The following is a 21,468-nucleotide window of genomic DNA, read 5'->3' as shown; positions in this document are numbered from 1 at the left end:
GTGGTTGACTCGGCAGTCATCAGGCTGGCCTCCGCCAGCTCTTGGGTCAGCGCTACGGCCAGCCAGATAACTGCCCGCCGTCGATGTACATTGCGGATTTTACCGCACGGTTGCATCCGGCGCAGACTGTCCAGATAACGCTACAAGCTCCTCGCGTGCATACCCTTCGTCGCCCCATTTCTCGCGGCCAAAGCTGCGATCAAGGCGGCTCTTGTGTCGAGTCCAGTGGCAAGTTTCATGACCTCGGGTGGCGTAGTAACCGTGGGCATCATGAAAGGCCGCAAAGGGCGGAAGTTGGATGCGGTCGGCTGACGGCACATAATACGCCTTATCGCCGCCATGGTTCACGGTTGCCGGGATGCTGGCAAAGAACGCCTCGGCCGATCCGATTCGCTCCACCTCCGGCGATGGTTCCGGCACGATACGGAATCGCTCAGGCAATCCGTCGATCTGCGCCACGTTGAACACGGTGTAGCTTTTCAGAAAACGGAACGCCCATTCCCTTTCCTCGCCGCTCGCCTCGTCATGCACGGTCCTGCTGCTGTCGCCGTAATAGACTACGGTTGCGCCGCGCTCGCCCTTGCGCACCTGCGCGCCCAAGGCTTGCGCCTGCTTGTAGGTCATCCATGACGGGCTGACAAAGCCGGATGCCTGTGCCTCGATCCACAACAACAGAACATTGATCCCACGATAGGGCTGGCCGGTGGCGCGCAATGGTCGGGTCTGCCCCGATGCGGCCATGTCTCCCCCGCTCCACGGTTTGAGCCACGGGCGGGTGCCTTGTTCCAACTCGGCCAATATGCGGTCGGTGATGCGGCTGTGGGGGTCTTGCTTGGTCATGATCTTCACTCCCATCCAATCCGCGCAGCGGGTCATGCCGCGCATGACCCCTGCCGACCCGGCGAGGGGCGGAGAGAGAGGGGGCAAGGTCTGGTGCCGGTGGGTGGTGCGGGCGCAGCGCAGCGAGCCACGGCCACCAAAGCATGGCCTTGCAGGGAGAGAGAGGCAGCGCCTCTTTCTTCTTCGAAACGGAAAAAGGCCGCGCCGCTGCGGCGCTCAAGGCGGGGTGGCGCAGCCGCTCCTATTCAACGTCAGGGATGGCAAGCCTGCCTACCAAGCCGAAAATGTCGGCTTCCGCGCGTGCGTTCCGTATATCGGACAAGTGGCAACCGCCCGGTCTTGTCGAGGTTATTCACCGCAACAAGTGCGGCGAATCGGCCCGTCATTCACCGCTTCCTACTTGCGCTGGGTTTGGATCAGCAGGCTGCACCTTGCAGCGGCTTGAGCGCCGGTGATGTGGGAAGCAAGGTGACAGCTAACCCAACCCATAAGCTGGAAGTTGAGTGGACGACCGGGAAGCTGTGTTGGCATTTCCGAGTAAAGGATTGAAGAGCTCAATTTTCGATTGAAAAAGTCAGTTTGAGTGAATGGAGGCAAATTTTTCTCAACTTTGAATTGGAAAAGTCAGTTTCGCGGAATGAGCGCCTGAAACACTGCAATCCCGACTGATTTTGTCAGCCTACCGATTCGTTCGCGCGCTTTTCTTCAAACGTTCTTGTGCGCCCGAAACGCAAGCGACTGTCGCGACAATCGGTGGACGGCTCTTGTCGCAATAGCGCACGGCAATGGTTTCGTCCCTGATGGCAGGGCAAAGGCCGGAACCATAGAGAATGTCCGCCAGCGCGTCGAAGGTCGTTGCCTTGGCGCGATAGGCTCCGGTCCAACGTACCGCCCAAATGTCCTCGTTGGCTTTGACGCGGTAGCCCGCCCGCTCTGCAACGACCATGACTGCGCCCAGCACCGTATCTGCGCGCACATTGAAGTCCAACACGGCGGACGGGTCGGCGGGTTTGGAACGGGCTGCCTGCGCTGGATAGACGGACCTCACCTGCCATAGGGCCTCCGCGCCAGCCATAAAGAAACACAGGCCGATCATAGCCAAGGGGATACGGTCAACCCATCGCATGAACCTGTCCGAACGCCAGAAACGGTGAACGGGAATGAGCCGATTCCATCGGACCCGCAAAGGGCGCGCGCGGCGCGCAACCCGCCATGTCCGTTGCAGCATATTGGCGCGGTGGATGGGCTGGGGAAGCGTGGCAATCATGATTCGTTCTTTGGGTGGCGGGAGCATCGGCGCTGGCGGCCCTGCGACAAGCGAGGCTTGATGATCGGCGCAGACGCACTCCGCCCGTTCCGCCAATATTTCGGCTCGCGCGAACGCCCATGCCAGTTCCTGCGGCGAGATGCGGTAGGATCGCCCATAGCGCGCCTCGACATAGGCTCGGCGGATGCAACCGAAGGCGCGGCGCTCGAACCGGCTGACTCGCGGCCACGCTGAACACAGGCGCGCGTCGAGCGCTTCGGCGGCTTCGCGCAATTCGTCCAGCGCGTGGGTGCGCGGGCCGTGGAGGGTGATCGACCACAGCACGCATTGATAGAAATGTTCGCACGCCTGATGCAGCAGCAGCGCCGCCATCGGCGTGTTGCCCTGATCCCGGTAGAAGATCGCGCCCGCCAGAAAATCGCATCCGTTCCTGTGCCAACGCCGATACTCCGCGACGCCGCGTATGGCCCGGTCGCGCACAGGGAGATGACGCGGCGCTTGCAGGCGCAGGCCATCCATCTGGTAGAGGGCTATTCCTTGCTCCGCGATGGTGACGAAATGCGGAACGCCCTCGACAAGAGCGCTGTTGATCCGCTCCAGACTTTCGACGGTTAGTCGCACCGGGCGGGTGATCTCGCCAAACTCCCATGCGCGGCGCAACCGGTCCTGCACCAGCCGCCAGTCGCCTTCACTGCGGGCGAGGCGGGGATAATTGACGATCGCCAGCAGGCGGAACGCTTCTCCCGGCGCGACCTGTTCCCAATCCCTCTCGGCATGGGAGCCATGCAGGATCAGGGTCAGAATCTGGCCCGCCCGATACTGCTGCGACAGCCTGCCCTTGGCTGTTTCCTCGAATGCCTCGAACAGGATCGTTGCGATGCGAAGAAGCTCCGCCCGGATCGGCACGGGCAGATGATCGGCATCGGTGCGCAGCATCATGACTGCGCCTCCCGCTGGCGGCGCTCAAATCCCTGTGGGCGGGGGTGGCCGGTTCCGTCTGCCACGCGGTCTAGCAAGGCGCGCACAAGCGGACGGACCCTATCAGGCGTGAAGTCGCCGTCATCCATAGGCGGGTCGCCAATCAGATGCGGATAGCCCCACTTCCAATAGGGCGAGAGAATGATCGCGAGTCGCGCCATGTCGGGGCAGTCATGCCCTAAACCCGTGGCGTTGGCGTAGGCCAGCGCCTTTGCGATGTCCTGGCGGATATGCGTTGCGTTCCAGTCATCGGGAAAACCAATGTCCAGAAGATGGGCGCAAAGCGCCAGCTTGGCGACGGCCCCCGCCTGATGCAGGGTCACGCGAATGTCTCGCGCAAAGAAACCCGCCTCGATCGGAGTGAAGGCGATCTCCGCGCTGCCATAACGGTCAGCGCTTAGTCCACGGCCTGCTTTGGTCCGAACGAGCATAGCCGGTTCGTCCTCATAGCGCTGATGGAGAGACGCCAGCGCCTTCGTCCAGGAAGAAGCGATTGCCGACGCCGCGATCGGCGCAATCGTCAAGCCGTGCAACAAGGCGCGGCGGGATTTGGAGACAACCATATTTACCTCCGTTTCGCATCCATCGCAGAGAGAGGGGGCGTGACGGACGGATGCGGAACGGTCCCGACACTTCCTCGTGATTCGCGATGACGGTGGCGAAGCGGGCCTTTCTGGGCACTGCATCGGCGCATATACGCCATCGTTTATTCAATAAACGATGGCGTATATACAAATAAACGGTAGCGTCAATGGGTTTGATTTGGAGATTTGAGCCATGCCCGATAGCGACAGTTCGATGGGACGCCCGCCACTTGGAATGAAGCCGACGACGATCCGGCTATCAACTGACACAATCCGCCGGATCGAGGCGCTTGTCGGCAATCGGCGGCTTGCCCTATTCATTCGCGAGGCGGTGGAAAACGAATTGCAGCGCCGGGAAGGGTCAAAGCCAACCACGGACTGACTTTTCGCCCGATGGAAGAACTCACATCGGCATCATTCAATTTTCATCTTTGCCGTCATTGCTCAGTTGCCCGTTGACGGACATCTCCGCTAAGCCTCCCCGGCGAAGGGGACTATGATTCAATGGCATCTCAATTGAATAGCGGCAGTGATCTTGGATTTGAGGCTGATCTCTTCAAGGCAGCTGACAAGCTGCGTGGAAATCTTGAGCCGTCCGAATACAAGCACGTGGCGCTTGGCCTGATTTTCCTCAAGTATATTTCCGAGGCTTTCGAGGCGCATCGCGCGAAATTGGCAGAAGAAGAATTTGCCGATCCCGAAGATGCCGAAGAATATCTCGCCGCCAATGTGTTCTGGGTGCCACAGGATGCCCGCTGGGAGCATTTACAGGCCAACGCCAAGCGTCCGCAGATCAATTTCATCGATGTGAACACCGGCAAAGAGCGGGTGGGCGACATCGGCAACCTGATCGACAATGCGATGGACTCCATCGAGCGCGCCAATGCCGCCGTGCTCAAGGACGTGTTGCCCAAGGAATATGGCCGCCCGCAACTCGACAAGACGATGCTGGGGGAACTGATCGACCTGTTCTCCAAGGTCGGGATGCGCAGCGCCGATGGCAAGTCGAAAGACCTGCTGGGCCGCGCCTATGAGTATTTCATCAGCCAGTTTGCCGGGGCCGAAGGGCGGCGCGGGGGCGAGTTCTTCACGCCGCGCTCCGTCGTGCAGACCATCGTGGAGATGCTGGAGCCACATCATGGCCGGGTTTACGATCCAGCCTGCGGCTCCGGCGGCATGTTCGTGCAGTCTGAGCGGTTCATTGAAAACCATCAGGGCCGCCGCAGCGACATCGCCATCTATGGTCAGGAGCGTAACCATACCACGTGGAAGCTCTGCAAGATGAACCTCGCGGTGCGCGGCATCGATGCGGACATCAAGTGGAACAACGAAGGATCGTTCCTCAACGACGCCTTCCCTACGCTCAAGTTCGACTATGCGATGGCCAACCCGCCGTTCAACATTTCGGACTGGTGGCAGCCGCAGCTTGAGGGCGATGTTCGCTGGAAATACGGCCAGCCGCCAGCGGGCAATGCCAACTTCGCGTGGTTGCAGCATATCATCCACCACCTGGCCCCGCGTGGCACGGCGGGCGTGGTGCTGGCCAATGGCTCGATGTCCTCGCAGCAATCGGGAGAGGGCGACATTCGCAAGGCGATGATTGAGGGCGACGTGGTGGATTGCATGGTCGCGCTGCCCGGCCAGCTTTTCTATTCGACGCAGATTCCCGCCTGCCTGTGGTTTCTGGCCCGCGACAAAAGTGCGAACGGCCACCGCGACCGGCGCGGCGAATTCCTGTTCATCGATGCTCGCAACCTTGGTCGTATGGTGGACCGCACCCGGCGTGAGTTTTCCGAAAGCGACATCGCGACGATTGCAGGAGCTTATCACCGCTGGCGGGCCAAGCCCGAAGCGGGACTGGGCGAGTATCAGGACATCCCCGGTTTCTGCAAATCGGCCACACTTGAGGAAGTCCGCAAACACGGCCATGTTCTCACACCGGGGCGTTATGTTGGGGCGGAAGATGCCGAGGACGACGGCGTGCCCTTTGCGGAGCGCTTCGCCGCGCTGACCGCAGCTTTGGACGATCAATTCAACGAAAGTGACCGGCTCACCGCGCTGATCCGCGAGCGGCTGGCAATGGTGGTTCCCGATGCCGATTGACCTCTCTATCGAACCTTTCGAAAAGGCCATCGCCTCGCTGGAGGTGGCGCTGGACCGGCATGCGCAGGACAGCAGCGACGATCTGGTGCGCGATGCCTGCATCCAGCGGTTCGAGTTCACCTATGAACTGGCCCACAAGATGCTGAAGCGGTTTCTGGAGGCGACTTCGGCCAACCCGGACGAGTTTGACACCATGACCTTTCAGGACCTGATCCGCTCTGGCAGCGAACGCGGCCTGCTGCGCAGCGATTGGTCGCTGTGGAAGGAATATCGCCGGGCGCGTGGCACCACCAGCCACACCTATGACGAGGAAAAGGCGCGCGAGGTATTCGCTATCGTGCCCGATTTTCTGTCCGAAGCACGGTTCCTGCGGGATCGCCTGCGTGAAGGGCTGGCATGAAACAGCCGATAGATTTGCGCCCGGACCATGCGAGGATCGTTCATGAGATCATTGCCCGGCACCTGCCCGCCGGGGTATCCGTGCGCGTGTTTGGCAGCCGGGCGAAGTGGAGCGCCAAGCCCCATTCCGATCTGGACCTTGCGGTAAAGGGCAAGGGGCCGTTGCCCCGTTCGGCGCTGGGCGATCTGGCCGAAGCATTTTCGGAAAGCGACCTGCCGTTCCGGGTCGATGTGGTCGATTGGCATACGGTCGCGCCGAGCTTTCAGGCGGTGATTGATCGGGACGGGCTTCCTTTGACAGTCCCGCTTGGTCAGGTTGCAACCCTGCTTTCCGGCGGCACCCCCAGCAAGGCAAATAGCGCCTTCTGGAACGGGGACATTCCGTGGCTCACGCCAAAGGACATGGGTCAGTGGGAAGGCGCAACCGATGCGCATGTCACCAAGGCGGCTATCGGCAAAGGCACAAGGCTTGCGCCCGAAAACGCATCCTTTGTTGCCGTGCGGGGTATGTCGCTGCACAATGAAATTCGTGTCGTGCGGAGCGCCCGGCCAATCTCATTCAATCAGGACATCAAGGCAGTTGTCGCTGGGCCGACGATTGACCCCGACTTCCTGTATTTCGCGCTCACCGCAGCCAAGCCGGTTTTGCTGGGATTGGTCAGTGCTGCCGGGCACGGAACTGGCGTGCTGGACACAGACCGACTTCGTTCGCTGGAAATCCCCGCACTTCCGCTTGATGAACAGCGGAATATTGCTGAAACGATAGGGGCCATTGACGACCGCATCGAACTCAACCGTCGGATGAATGAGACGCTGGAGCGACAAGCGCAGGCGATCTTTCGCGATTGGTTTGTCGATTTCGGACCCGTGCGGCGCAAGGCGGCGGGCGAGGCTGATCCGGTGGCGATCATGGGCGGCCTGACCCCGGACCCCGCTCGCGCCGACGAACTCGCCGCCCTCTTCCCCGCTGCCTTCGGCGACGACGGCTTGCCGGTGGGGTGGAAGCGACTGAAACTTGCTGACATCGCGACCCAAGGAAAGGGTAGCGTCAATCCACAAGTTCAACCGGAAGTCGCCTTCGAGCACTACAGCCTGCCCGCGTTCGATAAGGGGCAAGAGCCGTCTATGGATACTGGATCGACTATCAAGAGTAACAAGACGCCAGTGCCTGCGGGGGCGATCCTGCTTTCCAAGCTTAACCCGGAAATTCTGAGGGTTTGGTTGCCGAATGCCAATTCGGGCTTGGCGCAGATCGCTTCAACAGAATTTCTCGTGTTTGTTCCGAAGGCTGGCGCTTCGCGGAGTTTGCTCTTTGCGCTCTTCCGTGATCCCGATTTCCGGACACTGATGCAGGGCATGGTCACCGGCACGTCCAAGAGCCACCAACGCATTTCGCCGCCTGCCTTGTTGGCACAGGAAGTGATCGCCGCAGATTCAAAGCTCTTCCCGGCGTTTGAAGAATTCGTCGGCGTGATGCTGGAACGGCTGCTGGAAAGTCGTGCCGAGAGCAAGAGCCTCGCCGAAACCCGCGACTACCTCCTGCCCCGGCTGATGTCCGGTGCGGTGCGCGTCGCGCCGAAGGTTGAGGCTGCCTGATGGCCGGACGCCGCAGTCATTGCCCGGCACCTGTTGTCGCATTGTTCTCAGACATGGCGGGCCAGCCCCCGCTACGCAGTAACCAGCCCATGCCCTCCTCATACCCCGCGAACGGCGAACCGTCGAGATGAGCATTACCGAAGACATTGTCGAATTGGCGGCACTGGAAACGCTACAAGAGCTTGGTTGGTCCTACCTTCACGGCTCTGTGATCGCACCCGACGGCAGCGCCCCGGAGCGGCGTTCTTTCGGCGATGTCGTGCTTGTCGGGCGGCTGGAAGCGGCGGTCGCGCGGATCAACTCCGATGCACCACAGGCCGCCCGCAACGAGGCCATGCGGCGCGTTCTAACCGGCGATCTTCCCTCGCTGGTCGAGGAAAACCGGCGCATCCACAAGCTGCTGACCGAAGGCGTCGATGTCGAGTTTCGAGGGGATGACGGCAAGTCCGCTTCCACCAAAATCTGGCTGATCGATCTTAGCACCCCCGATGCCAACGACTGGCTGGCGGTGAACCAGTTTGTTGTGGTCGAGAACCGAACCAATCGCCGCCCAGACGTGGTGTTGTTCGTCAACGGCCTGCCGCTCGCCGTTCTGGAATTGAAGAATGCCGCGTCGCAGAACGCCACGATTGCCGACGCCTTCAACCAGCTTCAAACCTACCTCCACCAAATCCCCAGCCTGTTTAGCACCAATGCGGTGCTGGTCGCGTCTGATGGCATGGAAGCCCGGATCGGATCGATCACCGCCGATGCGGAACGCTTCATGCCGTGGCGGACGGTGAACGGGCAGGACTTTGCCCATCGGGGAACCCCGGAACTGGAAACGCTGCTGCGCGGGGTATTCACCCGCGAAAACCTGCTGGCGCTGATCCGCGATTTCATCGTGTTTGGCGACAAGGGCGAAGGGCCATTCAAGATTGTCGCGGGCTATCACCAGTTCCACGGCGCGCAAAAGGCGGTGCGGCAGGCGGTAGAGGCAACCCGCCCGGACGGGGATCGCAAGATTGGCGTCATCTGGCACACGCAGGGATCGGGCAAGAGCCTGTTGATGGCCTTCTTTGCCGGGCTGGCGGTGAAATCCGAGGCGCTCGAAAACCCGACGCTGGTTGTCCTGACCGATCGCAACGATTTGGACGATCAGCTTTTCGGCACCTTCGGACTTTGCCGCGACCTGATCCGGCAGAAGCCGGAGCAGGCCGACAGTCGCCAGGATTTGAAACAGCTTCTCGACAAGGCGGCGGGCGGCGTGGTGTTCACCACCGTTCAGAAATTCTCACCGGAGCGCGGGGAAGAGAGTTTCCCGCTGCTGTCCGACCGGCGCAACATCATCGTTATCGCGGACGAAGCCCACCGCAGCCAATATGGCTTTGAGTCCAAGCTCAACCGGGAAACCGGGCTGCGGCGCTATGGCTATGCCCATTACATCCGGCAGGCGATGCCGAACGCCTCATTCATCGGCTTTACCGGCACCCCGATTGAAGCGGCGGACATCAACACCCCGGCTATCTTCGGCGAATATATCGACATTTACGACATCAGCCGCGCTGTGGAAGATGGCGCAACCGTGCCGATTTTCTATGAAAGCCGCCTTGCCCGCATCGAATTGAACGAGGACGAAAAGCCTCTCATCGACGCGGAAATAGAAGCGTTGATCGAAGATGCGTCGCTGACCGAAGCCGAGAAGATGAAGGCACAGTGGTCCGCCGTGGAGGCTCTGGTTGGGGCGGATAAGCGACTGGCCCAAATCGCGGCGGATATGGTAGCGCACCTTGAAGCGCGCATCGAGGCGATGAACGGCAAAGCGATGGCCGTCTGCATGAGCCGCCGCATTTGCGTGGCGCTATATGACCGCATTATCGCCCTCCGCCCGGAATGGCATTCGACCGATGATGATAAGGGCGCGGTCAAAATCGTGATGACCGGGGCTGCGTCCGACCCTCTCGACTGGCAGCAACATATCGGCGCGAAGAAGCGGCGGGACGACCTCGCCAAGCGAGCGCGCAACCCCGATGATCCGCTGCGGCTGGTGATCGTCTGCGATATGTGGCTGACCGGCTTTGACGCGCCCTGCATGAACACGATGTATATCGACAAACCGATGCGCGGGCACGGCTTGATGCAGGCGATCGCCCGCGTGAACCGGGTGTTCAAGGACAAGCCCGGCGGGCTAGTGGTGGACTACATTGGCGTGGCGCAGAACCTGCGCAGTGCTCTTGGCCAATATACCGACTCAGACCGCGACAAGACCGGCATTGATGAAGCCGCCGCCGTAGCCGCGATGATGGAACGGTATGAGGCCATCCGCGACCTGTTCCACGGGTTTGATTATCGGCCCGGCATCGATGGCCAGCCGCGCGAACGCCTCATCTGCCTTGGCGGGGCTATCGATTGGGTACTCAAGTGGCAGGAATCTCAGGCCGCCAAGCAAAAGGATGCTGAGGACAAGAAGCGCGCCCATCGCCGCTATCTCGACATGGTTCTGGAGCTTTCCAAAGCCTATGCGCTGGCTTCTGCCAGCGACGAGGCGCGGACGATCCGCGATGAGGTCGGCTTCTTTCAGGCGATCCGGGCGGCGCTCGCCAAGACGACAGCCACCGGAAAAATCAGCGAGAAGGATCGCTCCTTTGCTGTCCAGCAACTGGTGGATCGGGCCGTTGCTTCTTCGGAAATCATCGACATTCTGAAAGTCGCGGGCATCCAGTCGCCCGACATTTCGATCCTCTCCGACGAATTCCTGATGGAAGTCGAGAAGATGGAGAAAAAGAACCTTGCGCTGGAGGCGTTGAAGAAGCTCCTCAACGGCGAGATTGTTAGCCGGTCCAAGACCAATCTGGTTGAAAGCCGCGCGTTCTCCAACCGGCTGGAAGAAGCCGTGGCCCGCTATCATGCGGGCGCGATTTCTGCCGTGGAGATGATCCAAGAACTGATCGCGCTGGCCAAGGATATGCAGGCCGCTCGTGCGCGGGGAGAGGAGCAGGGGTTAAGCCCGGAAGAAATCGCCTTTTACGATGCCCTTTCTGAGAACGAGAGCGCTGTGGAGGCAATGGGCAATGAAAAGCTCCGGCTGATCGCCCACGAACTGCTCGAACAATTGCGCGGCAACGTGACCGTTGACTGGCATCAGCGCGAAAGCGCTCGCGCGCGTATGCGGGTGTTGGTCAAGCGTATCCTGAAAAAATACGGCTACCCGCCCGATCTGGCGGACGAGGCAGTACAAACTGTTCTCGCGCAGGCGGAAGTCCTGCTGCGGGAAATCTCGGCATAAGGCGGAAGCGTGACGACCCGCTTCAAATTTCAAAACGGTTAACTGGTCAGGGCCGAGCGTCGCGCGTTGCCGCAGAAGCGCAACTATGCACGCAAATTGCCGCTTACAATTTCGACGGAGGCTCAGACCTTCAACGGCCTTACGCCCTACGAATACATCGCCAAGATATGGACTCCAGACTCCAGAACCAGACCGATCCGCCATATGCCGGGACTGAAACCTAGCCCAACCCGACCTCCGCTATTTTATCGGCCACAGGCGTAGGCCGAACGGCTTGTGCGATGGCGGTTTGCACCTGGCCTGCCCGTTCGTTGATCGCCGATACCAGCTTACTGCGATCATTGGTGAATATGGTCGCCGATTCCCTTGCACGGGAAATCCCGACGTAAAAGCTCTTTTGATCGATCAGATTGGTCGCACGGCTGTCGGCATGGATCATCACATGATCGGCGGTGCGGCCTTGGGCGGCAAAGGCGGTATCGACATAGGCATGGGCAATATGCCGGTCGCGGGCGGCATCAAGATTCAGCGCCTCGGTCCTGCCGTCCGGAGTCTGCATCATGGCGGTGCGCGTCTGCTCATCTACCGCGATCACCGAGCCGCACGCGCCATTGATCCGCCCAGCCTCGCGGTCGTTGCGGGTAAATTTGATGGTATCGCCGGTTTTCAGGTCCATCGACTGTGCTGTGAACGTCTGGACCTTGCCCGCGCCCCACTGTCGTAGCCGCCAATCGATCTCGCGCCCATCTTCGGATTTGAGCGCGATGGCGGCTTTCGCCGGGTCGATGCTCTCCACCCTGTAGGCTTTGCCGCGCGTCACGCCCTTGTCGGCATAGTCGCGGGTGAACCGGACCACATCGCCCTTGTCGTAGCTCAGGGGATCGCGCGCCTCGGCACGGGTCAGTCCTTTGTTGGCGAGACTCTGCATGGTGACGGCGGGGCCGGTCAGTGCCCCCGATCTGGAGAGCGCGGCGCGAATGTCAGCGGTAAGCGCGTCGCGACCTTCGCGCGACGGCTCGATAACAAGGGTGCGGGCGCGACCGGCCTTGTCCAGCGCCGCATACCGCTCGGCGATGGCGGCGAAGCGTTCGGCTCGATCAGCATTCTCGACAATCTGGCCGCCGCCATTATCCAATGCGGCGAGCGCCTTCTTGGCATCGCCTTCGATGGAGGCCCGCACCGCCTCCTTGGTTGCATCGTTGGTTTGCCGTATAATCTCGCCGAGCTTGGCGGTTTCCATGCCAGCGCCCTGCAACTGCGCGAACGCCGCGCCCGCCCCGACCGATCCCAACTGCTTCACGTCGCCGACAAGGATGACGCGGGCATTATGTTTGTCGGCCAGGTCGAACAGCCGGGCGGTATCGCGGGCGGATAATAAGGAAGCCTCGTCCACGATCCATCCGGCGGGCTGGCCCAGTTGGGGCCGCTCCGGCGACAACAGGTGTCGCGCGACGGTATCGCCGCGCGTGCCTAGCGCCTCGCCCAACACCATCGCCGCCGATGCGGTGGGGGCCAATGCTGTCACCGCCATTCCGCGCGCCTCGACCTCGCGGGCAAAGGTCGCCAAGACGGTCGTAGTCTTGGCGGTGCCCGCGTAGCCCTGCAAGGCGGTGATTCGGTTACGGCTGGTCAATAGCTGCTCAGTGGCGGCGCGCTGATCCGCGTTCCAACCGAAACCTGCCCGTTCCGCCTGCGCCGATGCGGCAGCGATGGCCTTGGCGGCAGCAAGCTCTGACGTGATGGGCGCGAACATGCCGCGCCCCTCCGCCTCGATCCGCAGCATCTTGGATTCGGTTTCGACATTCTGGCGGGTGGTGAACCCCGCAAACTCCGCACCGCGCCGATCCTGAAAGCTTCGGTCGATCAACTCGCCCTGTTTCGTCGCTGCCTCTATGGCGGTCTCGATCTGCACATAACCGATCTTGCCCAGCCCGATCCGCCCGGCTTCTTCCTGCAAGGCGGCGGCGGAAAACACTGATTGCCGTTCGCCCAGCTTATCGGCGGCATGGGCAACAGCGCGGTCGGCGGCTCCCTCGCTCTGCATTTCTATATCGGCGCGGCGGGATGGGTCGGCGGCCTTCCCTTCGGCCAACTCGATCATCGCCAGACGCGCCTCCGGCTCAAACCCGACCTTGCTCGCCGTCTCGCGCCAGTCTGCCACAAGGGAGACATGATCGGTCGCAACCTTGGCTTGCCGAGTGTCGAGCGTGGCGACCTGCTTCTCAACGGCGCTGGCCGTATCGCGGGATGTGCCGCGTTCCGCCAATGCCGCCTCGATCTCGGCGCTGCGGGTGCTGAACGCGGTCATCACCTCGGCGGAAACGCCTTTTATCTCGAACAGCGAGTCCTTGCCCGTCTCGATCTCATAGCCCAGTTCGCGTACCTTCAAGGCCAGTTCCTGCCGGTAGATTGCGCCGATCTGCTTTTGAAGCTGGTAGAGGATGCGGGGTTCCAGGCTGCGCCAAGCGCCATCCTCGTCCCGCGTTGCGTTCATGATGACATTGTGGGTGTGAAGCTGCGGGTCTTGAGCGCGGCTGGTGCCGTGCAGGAAGCTGGCGATGATGAGATTGCCGGTCGCCTCGCGGGCGACGGTGCCGCCGTCCCGGACGCGGGTGGCGGCCATATGTTTCTCGACATGGGCCATTGCGGTTCTGACCGCTTCGCCATGCGCGGCGATCAACCGCCGGTCGCCCGCCACCTCGGCCATGATGGAAATTGACTTGGGCGCGCTCAATGTCACGTCCCAGCCAGGGCGATGCTCAAGCTGGCCGTCGCGAAAGGTGCCAAGCTGCTGATCGGCAATCCTGCCGTCCAGCAAAGCGCGGAACTGGTCGCGGTCCACCTCGCCGGACAGGCCCAACGCCTCCGCGCCCGCGCCCTGCCATTCGGAAGGCGAAAGCCCGCCTTCCGAATAATAGTCGTCGGCCTCATAATAGCTGCTGGCCTGCGCCGAACTGGTCAGCGCCGATACTGACGCCACCATCACACCGGTCCTTCGCTGCTGGATGAGGGCGGGGTCGGAGGCGGCGCGGGCGCGACGGCTCCCGCCTGCTTCCAAAGCGTGGTGTCGGGATCGCCTGCGACGAATCCGGGCTGGCGGGCAGGGCCGCGTTGCGCGACATGATCGGCGGTGAGCCTGATCCGTGCTACCGGCAAGCCGTCAGGGAACAGCAAATACCCCTCGAACTTGGGCAGGCGCAATTCGCTTTCCAACACGGCGGGCCGCATCTTACGCATCCGCCCCAAGGTGGTGCGGGCCTCGTCGTCACCTTCGGCCAGCGCGTCGGTCATGGTCTGGATTTCGACCTCGCACTCGCCGATGGTCTGGCTGGCCCATTGCCGGGTTTCGCTGTCGATGGTTTGCAGGAACAGCTTGGTATTGCAGCAGCCCAGCATGGATTCAGCGATCTGCGGCCCGTAGCGATGCCGCATCTGGCCCAGCGCCTGAAAGGTCAGGACCACAGCTGCCCCGAATTTGCGCCCTTCGGGTAGCAGACGCGCCAGATTATCGACGCGGGGAAGATCGGCCAACTCGTCCAGCACAAACCAGATGCGCCGGTCGGGCGAGGGGGGCAGCCCCAGCACGGCGCTCGCCGCACATTCCAGCCAGCAGGCGAGCAAGGGCTTGGACGCCTCGAAATAATCCTCCTTGCGGGGGACGAAAATCCACGGGCGCGCCCCGGTGCGCTTATCCAGCCCGTGAATGAAGTTCCGGAAGGCAAAAGGTTCGCCGCCGCTGCCATCTGCGCGGAGGAACTGGATCAGGTTTGCGGCCTTGGCGAGCATAAACAACACGCTGCCCGTCGCCCGATCGGCATCCTCGGCGAAGGTCCGCGCCGACGAACTGCCCGCCAGCCAGATTTTGAGGTCATCTTTCGTCCGGTCCTGAAGCGCGTCCAACAGGTCCGGCAAGGTGCCTTTGCCTTCTCGCCACAAGGCGCGGATCATATTGGCGACAAGGATGCGGCTGGTTTCCAGCCAGACGTCGCGGTCACTCTGGCCCGTCTCGGTGATAAGCTGATGCGCGATGCGGTCGGCGTCGGCGGGATGGGCGATCTCGGCAAAGGGCGACCAGAAGGCGCATCGGGCGTCGAACGGGTTCAGGATCACGTCGCCGCGTTCGGGACGGTAGTAATGCGCGATGAACTCGCCGCTGGTGTCGTAGACCAAGGCGGCTTCGCCGCGCGCCTCGATGCCGTCGAGTAACTGACGCAGCGCCGTGGTCTTACCTGAGCCGGTCGTGCCGATCATCGACAAGTGCCGGGTTTCCAGCCGCGACGGAATCGGCACCGTGCCGATGGCGAGCGCGCAGGAATTTGCTTCGGCGCCGGTCATCTTGGCAAGCTGCTTCTCGGTCGTGACCAGGGTTCCGGCGATGACGCGATCCCGCAAGGCGCGTTCATGCCGCCGCCGGACGGCTCCGCGAAACAGAAACAGGCAGGACAGCCAAGCGGCGAAGCCGAGTCCGCCCCCGCGCTTGGCATCAGCATAGGCCATCTCAACTGACTGTCGGCAATAGGGATGCGCGATCACGGCGCGGGCGGACCGGCCGGGATAGGTCTGGCCGCCAATGCGGACGCTGACCTCGGCATCGGCGAACGTGCCCGAAGCCAGCCACAGCTTCGCCCTCGCCACGGACCAGGCGGTAAGGGCATCCAGCCTGTCCTGATTCAGCGTCGCATAAGGTGCGGCGACTGCGCCCAAGGCAACGGATGACAGCATCATACCGGCCTGCCGCTTGAAGCGGGACCACTGGTTACCGCGATATTGCCGCCGCAAGGCGTCTGCGTGGATGCGGCGGTCATGGGGTTGCGTCATGGTCGCTTCTCCTGCGAGAGACGGCGCTGGCGGTCGTAGGCAGCGTTGATCTCGGCGGTGATGACTTCATCCGACTTGCGCGCGCCTGTCGCCGCACTGCGGGCGTAGCAATAGGCGGCGCAGGCGGTGAACAGCGCCCGGTCCAGCATCCGCTCAACATCGACCATACGGGTGCTGACCGATGCCAGTTCGGCGACCATTTCACTATTGCTAGTGTCGCGGGCTGGCGGGTTCATTTGTGTCGAGATCCCGGCTTTGACGCTGCGCTGGAGCATCGCATAGGCGCTGACGCCTTGCCGTTCAGCCAGCGTCCGAAGGGTCTTGTCGAGCGCCACGGGCAGGCGGAGGGTGTGACGGACCAGCTTCATCGTCCGCCTCCACCGCGACAGCGATCCGCTGTCTCGGAAAGTGGAGGAAATCCGCCATTTTCGGAGCGCCGGAAAACGGTGCTGTCGGATCGCTGTCCCGAAAAATGGCGGAAAAGCTGGATGCACCCGTGCGTGAGGTGTGTATCTGAATTGCTGGCTCGATGCGTAGCATCGCAGCCCCACAACACTATCCTATTGGCGTCCGGCTCAGGCATGGTCCGGCCCTTTCCGGCTATCGGACGGGGACGCCGGTTCCGGCTCTCCGAACTGCTCCGTCACCCATCGGGCGATTACTGTGCGGGCCGCCCGGTCAGCCTTGCGCCGGTCGATCTCCCGGCGGGGGCGGGGCTGGTCGTAAAGGCCATGCTCGATGATCCAGTCACGAATCGCCCGCTCGACAGCTTCCTGCACCCGTCTGTCGAGCCGATCGGCTTCGACGGGATCGAGATGCGCGGTCACGCCGGGAGACTCGATCAATCCGCCAAGCGGCAAATAGCTCGTGCCCGCCGTCTGCAATGGGCCGTCGATACGCACGGTCGAAACCTCGCCCCGGTGAATATGGAGCGGCGGACGCTCGTTCAAATGCCAATGCGTGATGGAGCAACGATAGGTCTCACCGTCCTCGCTGTCGGCAAGCAGCTTCTTGATGAGTGGCAAGGTGAAGCAGGCCGTGCGGTAGTCGACGGTGAAACGCAGAGTGACCTTGCGGCCCTGCCAGATGAAATCGGCAAGCCGATCCAAGGTGCGATCGAAAATGGGCATGGGATATCCTTTCGTGAAATCACGATGGCGTGTTTTTATTGGGGTTGAGGGGAAGCGCAGGCGCGGAGCGGCCCGCCCCACCAATCAGGCTAGGTGGTCGAGCGCCTGAAAATCAGGCGATGGATCGTGATAGCGCCAAGCGCCGGATAGACTCGGTGGTCAGCAAGGTTCGCCTGCCGATCTTGATCGCGTCCAGGCCACCAGATTTGATCAGGACGTAAACCGATGAACGCCCGACGCCGAGCGCCTTGCAGGTATCATTGATGGAAATGGCGAGAGGTTCCATGTGCGTCTCCGTGTTTGCCGATTCGCGGCGAGAGACGTTTCAGGTTGCACACGTTCGCCTGTGCGTCGTCCAGCAATGGGAAAGCCTTGGGAAACTGCCGATGACGCGCATATACGAAAATGGATGGCGTCGTCCGAAAATCTTTGCTGTAGCCAAAAATCGAACGTGTTGCTGGTTCCAGCCAACCTGACTCAGCGAACCAGATAATGAGGGGCATGGGGTATCAGATAGACTGCCTTCGTGTGCGCAGACTGAGGAAGAAGACGATTCCCCAGTGACGGTTTGTCGACTGCCCTGCGCCATTTCACGCCATTCAAATGAGATTTTTCGGCGCTCCGGAGCAGACGTTGCGCTTTGGCCATGATGACAGGGACTGGGACTTTGCAGCCGTTTCTGAGGGCTGTTCTCGACGCCGGTGCCGATCGCGCAGCGCATGGCCGCGATGTTCGGTCATCACGGCTTCCTGGAACAAGTCAGAAGCCGTCTTCTGCCTTGGGGATGTGCGCGACACCCAGGCGCATGACGTTCCGACCGCCGCAGTCCTCGCAATCCCAACCGACGCCGAGCTCGACCTCATGCCGGAACGGGTTGATCTTCGTGCCGCATTCCTTGTTCGCGCATGCCAGCTCGACCACGTCCGGCTTCCATTCGCACTGCGCGTTGCCGATGTCCTTTACGAGGTAGCCGGCGCCACATTCGAAGCACTTCGCCTCGATCTGCTCCTTGCCCTCCGGCCACCGGCGCTTGATCGGCTTGCCGCATTTCATGCAGTCGATGGTCGCGAAGTTGCCGAAGGTCGAGTTGAATACCGGCGATCCCAAGACGTCCGTGATGAAGGCGGCGATGATCTCACACCGTTGGCGCATTGCGGCGAAGTCAATCTTGTCTGACACCGCCATCTGCTTGAGCGTCGGGACGTGAAGGTAGCTGCCCAACGCGTCGTAGTGCTTCTTCAGCATTTTCATGTTGAGCACCTTCTCGGTGCCCAGAGTGTGCATGACGGCGGGCTTCACGCCGAGGCTTGGCTCCTCGCCAAACGCGATCGTGCTATCCTTGTCGGCATTGGGATCGATTTCGAGCAGTAGGCCCATCACGCGGCGCGGTTGCCAAGCCTCATACTGCTCAGGTGGGAAGTCGTCCTTGTAGGCCTCGGCGCGATCGTAGGTCACCGACTCCATCGCCTCGCGCAGTTCTAGCGCGGCATATTTCAGGCGCTGGTCGTCGCCGCTGGCTAGCTCGGCCTGCGCGCGCTTCAGCTGCTTTCGTGCGTCGTCCCGATAGTCGCCCATCAACCCAGCCTCCTCTGACGGTCCACCTAGGTAGGGATTACGCGGCTTTCGTCGAAGTCCGTTAGCTGGCGTTGGCGGGCTTGTCGATCCGCTCAAGCACAAACGTCCCCTCGTCCTCGTCCAGCTTGATCACACGCATCTTCAGTTTCGGCGCCGGCGTTGGCGGCGCCGTTCGACATACAGGCAATCGCGCTCTTTCCTAGACAGGATAGCTATGTAAAAGCGTCTCATTGTTGCAAATTATTGATCCGGCACGTTGATAGTTAGGCTGCATATTTGCAACGGGGGTCTCTGAAGAAAGCGCGGACTTTTTCTGGAGAATTTGCGAGGCCAGTCATGTGGTTTTGGGCCGCGGCTTTGAGTTTGGCCTTGGTTTTCTCCGGCACGGTGGTGCTGATGGCATGCTTCAGGCTGGCATTGAGCCGCTCGTCCGGGTTCAATTCGGGCGAGTAGCTGGGGAGATAGAAGATCTCGATTTTGTCCTTGCGCGTTTCGAGCCATGCTTTGACCAGTTTTGAGTGGTGGGCCCGAAGATTGTCGAGGATCAGGAATATCTTGCGATCAGCGTCCTTGATCAGGGCTTCGAGAAACTCGATCAGCCGTTCGGCGCCAAAGTTGTCCTCGATGATCATCCAGCGCGTCTTGCCCTGATTGGTGACCGTTGAGATCATCGACAACTTGGCACGGCTCCCAGGCGCGTAGGCCACTGGAGTTTCTCCCTTTGGAGCATAAGATCGACCGCGCACGTCCGTGTTGACGACTGCGGTCTCGTCCCCCCAGTGGATTTCGCCGTCCTCGGCCTTTGCCCGCTTTTCGATCGCAGGATAACTCGTCTCCAGCCAGGCCCTCACGGCCTGAGGGTTTTGCTCATAGGCGCGACGGATCGGCTTTTGCGGTGTGAACCCCCACCGCTTGAGATAATTCCCAACCGCTCGGATTTTCAGGGGAATGCCACATTCCCGCGCGATCAATTCCATCACCGCGCCGCGGGTCCACAGCGCAAATTCCATCTTCAGTTGTTCGGGACGCTTTTCGCTGATCAGCCGGCGAATGTGCAACTCCTGCTCTGGACTCAGGCTCCGTCCGTCACCTTGGGACCGGCCACGCTCCTTGGGCTTAAGACCCTTGCTGCCTTCCGCTTCATAGTTGTCGATCGCTTTGCGAACTGCCGGCCACGAAAGGCCCGTCAGCTCGACAATCCGCATCACCTTGTGGCCCGACTTGTGAAGGCGGATCACCTGCCGGCGAAGCTCGTGAAGCGCTGATGCGCTCAATTTCCGGGCGTCTGTTTCCATGGTCAATCATACCCATCAACCAACTCGAAATCAATATATTTTCATGCCCGGTCTATAGATCGAGGCCATACACCGTGTTACCGGATATCAAGACGGCATACCTAGAAGGACGGCTCGTTCTACTTCTTGGAGCAGGGGCGTCCTACAAATCCAAAGATGCCAATTTCGATGATCTGCCGATGGGGCCTGCCCTCGCTGCCGAACTCGCTGCTCTAAAGAAATGGAATTATAACAACGAACCTCTTGGCTCTGTCTATTCCGCCATCAATGCTAAAGATTCTGCAAAGCTACACGAATTTTTGAGAGATCGGCTCACATCGACGAGGCCATCTTCCGATCTCAAGAAAATTGCGACTTATCCTTGGCCGCGCATCTACACCCTGAACATTGACGACTGTATGGAAGTCGCATTGGGCTTGTCCAAGACGCAGAAATTGCGCGTTTTTGCACGCAATTCACCTCTAGTGGATTGACCGGAACAAAAGAGTCCGATGGGGGATTCCCATCGGCTTGCTGGCGTGCGAGTCTGAGAGGATGCGCGATGGCATCACTTTCACCCTGTCCGCCGCCGACCGTCAGCGATTGTGCGACATTACAGCGGCCCCGCAGAGCCCGCAGAAGCACGTTTGGCGGGCCCGTATTGTGCTGCTGAGCGGCGATGGTCTGGGTACCTCGGCGATCATGGCCGCGACGGGCAAGTCCAAGACCTGCGTCTGGCGATGGCAGGAACGCTTCATGAACGAAGGCGTCGAGGGTCTGCTTCGCGATAAATCCCGTCCGCCCGGCAAGGCGCCGATCCCGCCCACGCATGTCGCCGAGATCGTCCGCCTGACGCATGAGCCGCCCCCGCACGAGGCGACCCACTGGACGTTGCGCGCCATGGCGAAGGTGGCTGGCGTTGCCGCCTCGACGGTGCAGGCGATCTGGAAGGCGCACGGTCTCAGCCCGCACCGCTGGCGCAGCTTCAAACTGTCGAACGACCCGGCGTTTGCCGAGAAGCTCACCGAAATCGTCGGCCTCTATGTCGATCCGCCGGCTCATGCGGTGGTGCTGTCCGTCGATGAGAAGTCGCAAATCCAGGCGCTCGACCGCACCCAGCCCGGCCTGCCGATGAAGAAGGGCCGCGCAGGCACCATGACCCATGATTACAAGCGGCACGGCACGACCACGCTGTTTGCCGCTCTCAATGTGCTGGACGGAACGGTCATCGGGCAGAACATGCAGCGCCATCGTCATCAGGAGTTCATCCGTTTCCTCAACCGTATCGAGCGCGAAGTGCCGGCGGACAAAGCGATCCACGTGATCCTCGACAACTATGCGACACACAAAAAGGACAAGGTCCAGCAATGGCTCGCCCGCCATCCGCGCTGGACCTTCCATTTCACGCCAACCTCCAGCTCATGGCTCAATGCCGTCGAGGGCTTCTTCGCCAAGCTGACCCGACGCCGGCTCAAACACGGGGTCTTCCATTCCCTCGTCGATCTCCAGGCCGCCATCAATCGCTTCATCCGCGAATACAACGCCGCAAACCCCAAACCCTTCATCTGGAAAGCCAATCCCGACGACATCATCGCAGCCCGAAACCGAGGGTTCCAAACGTTGGAATCAATCCACTAGA

General features: G+C 61.1%; 16 protein-coding genes. 6 read left to right on the top strand and 10 right to left on the bottom strand.

Features of this window, described 5'->3' with window-relative positions; genetic code table 11:
• Positions 1-99: 99 nt before the first annotated feature.
• From HUK72_RS08995 to HUK72_RS08985, 3 genes are all read right to left on the bottom strand, one after another.
• Entirely contained in the window at positions 100-840 is a 741-nt protein-coding gene (locus HUK72_RS08995) for an ArdC family protein (protein ID WP_176596484.1), read from the bottom strand.
• A 679-nt stretch (positions 841-1,519) separates the two neighbouring features.
• Positions 1,520-3,046 (bottom strand): HEPN domain-containing protein, encoded by a 1,527-nt coding sequence (locus HUK72_RS08990; RefSeq protein ID WP_176596483.1) that lies wholly within the window; start codon positions 3,044-3,046, stop codon positions 1,520-1,522.
• Positions 3,043-3,648 carry a hypothetical protein gene (locus HUK72_RS08985; RefSeq protein ID WP_176596482.1) on the bottom strand — a complete coding sequence of 202 codons (606 nt, stop codon included), beginning with the start codon at positions 3,646-3,648 and terminating at the stop codon, positions 3,043-3,045. The genes HUK72_RS08990 and HUK72_RS08985 overlap by 4 nt, the downstream gene beginning before the upstream one ends.
• 525 nt (positions 3,649-4,173) lie before the next feature.
• Between HUK72_RS08985 and HUK72_RS08980 the strand changes: the two genes are divergently transcribed.
• The 4 genes from HUK72_RS08980 to HUK72_RS08965 all read left to right on the top strand — a co-directional run bounded on the left by HUK72_RS08980 (position 4,174) and on the right by HUK72_RS08965 (position 11,032).
• A complete protein-coding gene (locus HUK72_RS08980; RefSeq protein ID WP_176596481.1) occupies positions 4,174-5,772 on the top strand; it encodes a class I SAM-dependent DNA methyltransferase in 1,599 nt (532 codons plus the stop codon).
• Entirely contained in the window at positions 5,762-6,172 is a 411-nt protein-coding gene (locus tag HUK72_RS26975; protein ID WP_218035938.1) for a nucleotidyltransferase substrate binding protein, read from the top strand. Before HUK72_RS08980 ends, HUK72_RS26975 begins: the two co-directional genes overlap by 11 nt.
• A complete protein-coding gene (locus tag HUK72_RS08970) occupies positions 6,169-7,767 on the top strand; it encodes a restriction endonuclease subunit S (protein ID WP_176596480.1) in 1,599 nt (532 codons plus the stop codon). Before HUK72_RS26975 ends, HUK72_RS08970 begins: the two co-directional genes overlap by 4 nt.
• Before the next feature lie 127 nt (positions 7,768-7,894).
• Positions 7,895-11,032 (top strand): type I restriction endonuclease subunit R, encoded by a 3,138-nt coding sequence (locus HUK72_RS08965; protein WP_176596479.1) that lies wholly within the window; start codon positions 7,895-7,897, stop codon positions 11,030-11,032.
• A gap of 220 nt (positions 11,033-11,252) precedes the next feature.
• On the opposite strand, the gene mobF is transcribed toward HUK72_RS08965, so the two are convergent.
• The 7 genes from mobF to HUK72_RS08930 form a co-directional block, all read right to left on the bottom strand.
• Positions 11,253-14,015 (bottom strand): MobF family relaxase, encoded by a 2,763-nt coding sequence (gene mobF, locus HUK72_RS08960; RefSeq protein WP_176596478.1) that lies wholly within the window; start codon positions 14,013-14,015, stop codon positions 11,253-11,255.
• Positions 14,015-15,850, bottom strand: coding sequence for a type IV secretion system DNA-binding domain-containing protein (locus HUK72_RS08955; RefSeq protein ID WP_176596477.1), 1,836 nt, complete (start codon positions 15,848-15,850; stop codon positions 14,015-14,017). Before HUK72_RS08955 ends, mobF begins: the two co-directional genes overlap by 1 nt.
• Complete coding sequence (locus tag HUK72_RS08950; RefSeq protein ID WP_176596476.1) at positions 15,847-16,218, bottom strand: hypothetical protein; 372 nt, start codon at positions 16,216-16,218, stop codon at positions 15,847-15,849. Before HUK72_RS08950 ends, HUK72_RS08955 begins: the two co-directional genes overlap by 4 nt.
• Positions 16,219-16,425: 207 nt before the next feature.
• Complete coding sequence (locus HUK72_RS08945; protein ID WP_176596475.1) at positions 16,426-16,980, bottom strand: hypothetical protein; 555 nt, start codon at positions 16,978-16,980, stop codon at positions 16,426-16,428.
• Positions 16,981-17,092: 112 nt separating this feature from the next.
• Complete coding sequence (locus HUK72_RS08940) at positions 17,093-17,266, bottom strand: helix-turn-helix domain-containing protein (RefSeq protein ID WP_176596474.1); 174 nt, start codon at positions 17,264-17,266, stop codon at positions 17,093-17,095.
• A gap of 473 nt (positions 17,267-17,739) precedes the next feature.
• On the bottom strand, positions 17,740-18,555 hold the full coding sequence (locus tag HUK72_RS08935) for a hypothetical protein (protein WP_176596473.1): 816 nt from the start codon (positions 18,553-18,555) through the stop codon (positions 17,740-17,742).
• Between the two features lie 263 nt (positions 18,556-18,818).
• The gene (locus tag HUK72_RS08930) at positions 18,819-19,850 is read right to left on the bottom strand and encodes an IS630 family transposase (RefSeq protein ID WP_176596472.1); all 1,032 of its coding nucleotides are present in this window, start codon (positions 19,848-19,850) and stop codon (positions 18,819-18,821) included.
• Between the two features lie 74 nt (positions 19,851-19,924).
• Here HUK72_RS08930 and HUK72_RS08925 point away from each other — a divergent pair, with 74 nt between their 5' ends.
• Positions 19,925-20,323, top strand: a complete 399-nt coding sequence (locus HUK72_RS08925; RefSeq protein ID WP_176596471.1) for a hypothetical protein — start codon at positions 19,925-19,927, stop codon at positions 20,321-20,323.
• 61 nt (positions 20,324-20,384) lie between these two features.
• Positions 20,385-21,467 (top strand): IS630 family transposase, encoded by a 1,083-nt coding sequence (locus tag HUK72_RS08920; RefSeq protein WP_176595971.1) that lies wholly within the window; start codon positions 20,385-20,387, stop codon positions 21,465-21,467.
• Position 21,468: the final 1 nt, after the last annotated feature.

The organism is Sphingobium sp. 15-1 (assembly GCF_013375535.1).
Taxonomy (GTDB): Bacteria; Pseudomonadota; Alphaproteobacteria; order Sphingomonadales; family Sphingomonadaceae; genus Sphingobium; species Sphingobium aromaticivastans.
This window is presented reverse-complemented; position numbering and strand designations above follow the sequence as displayed.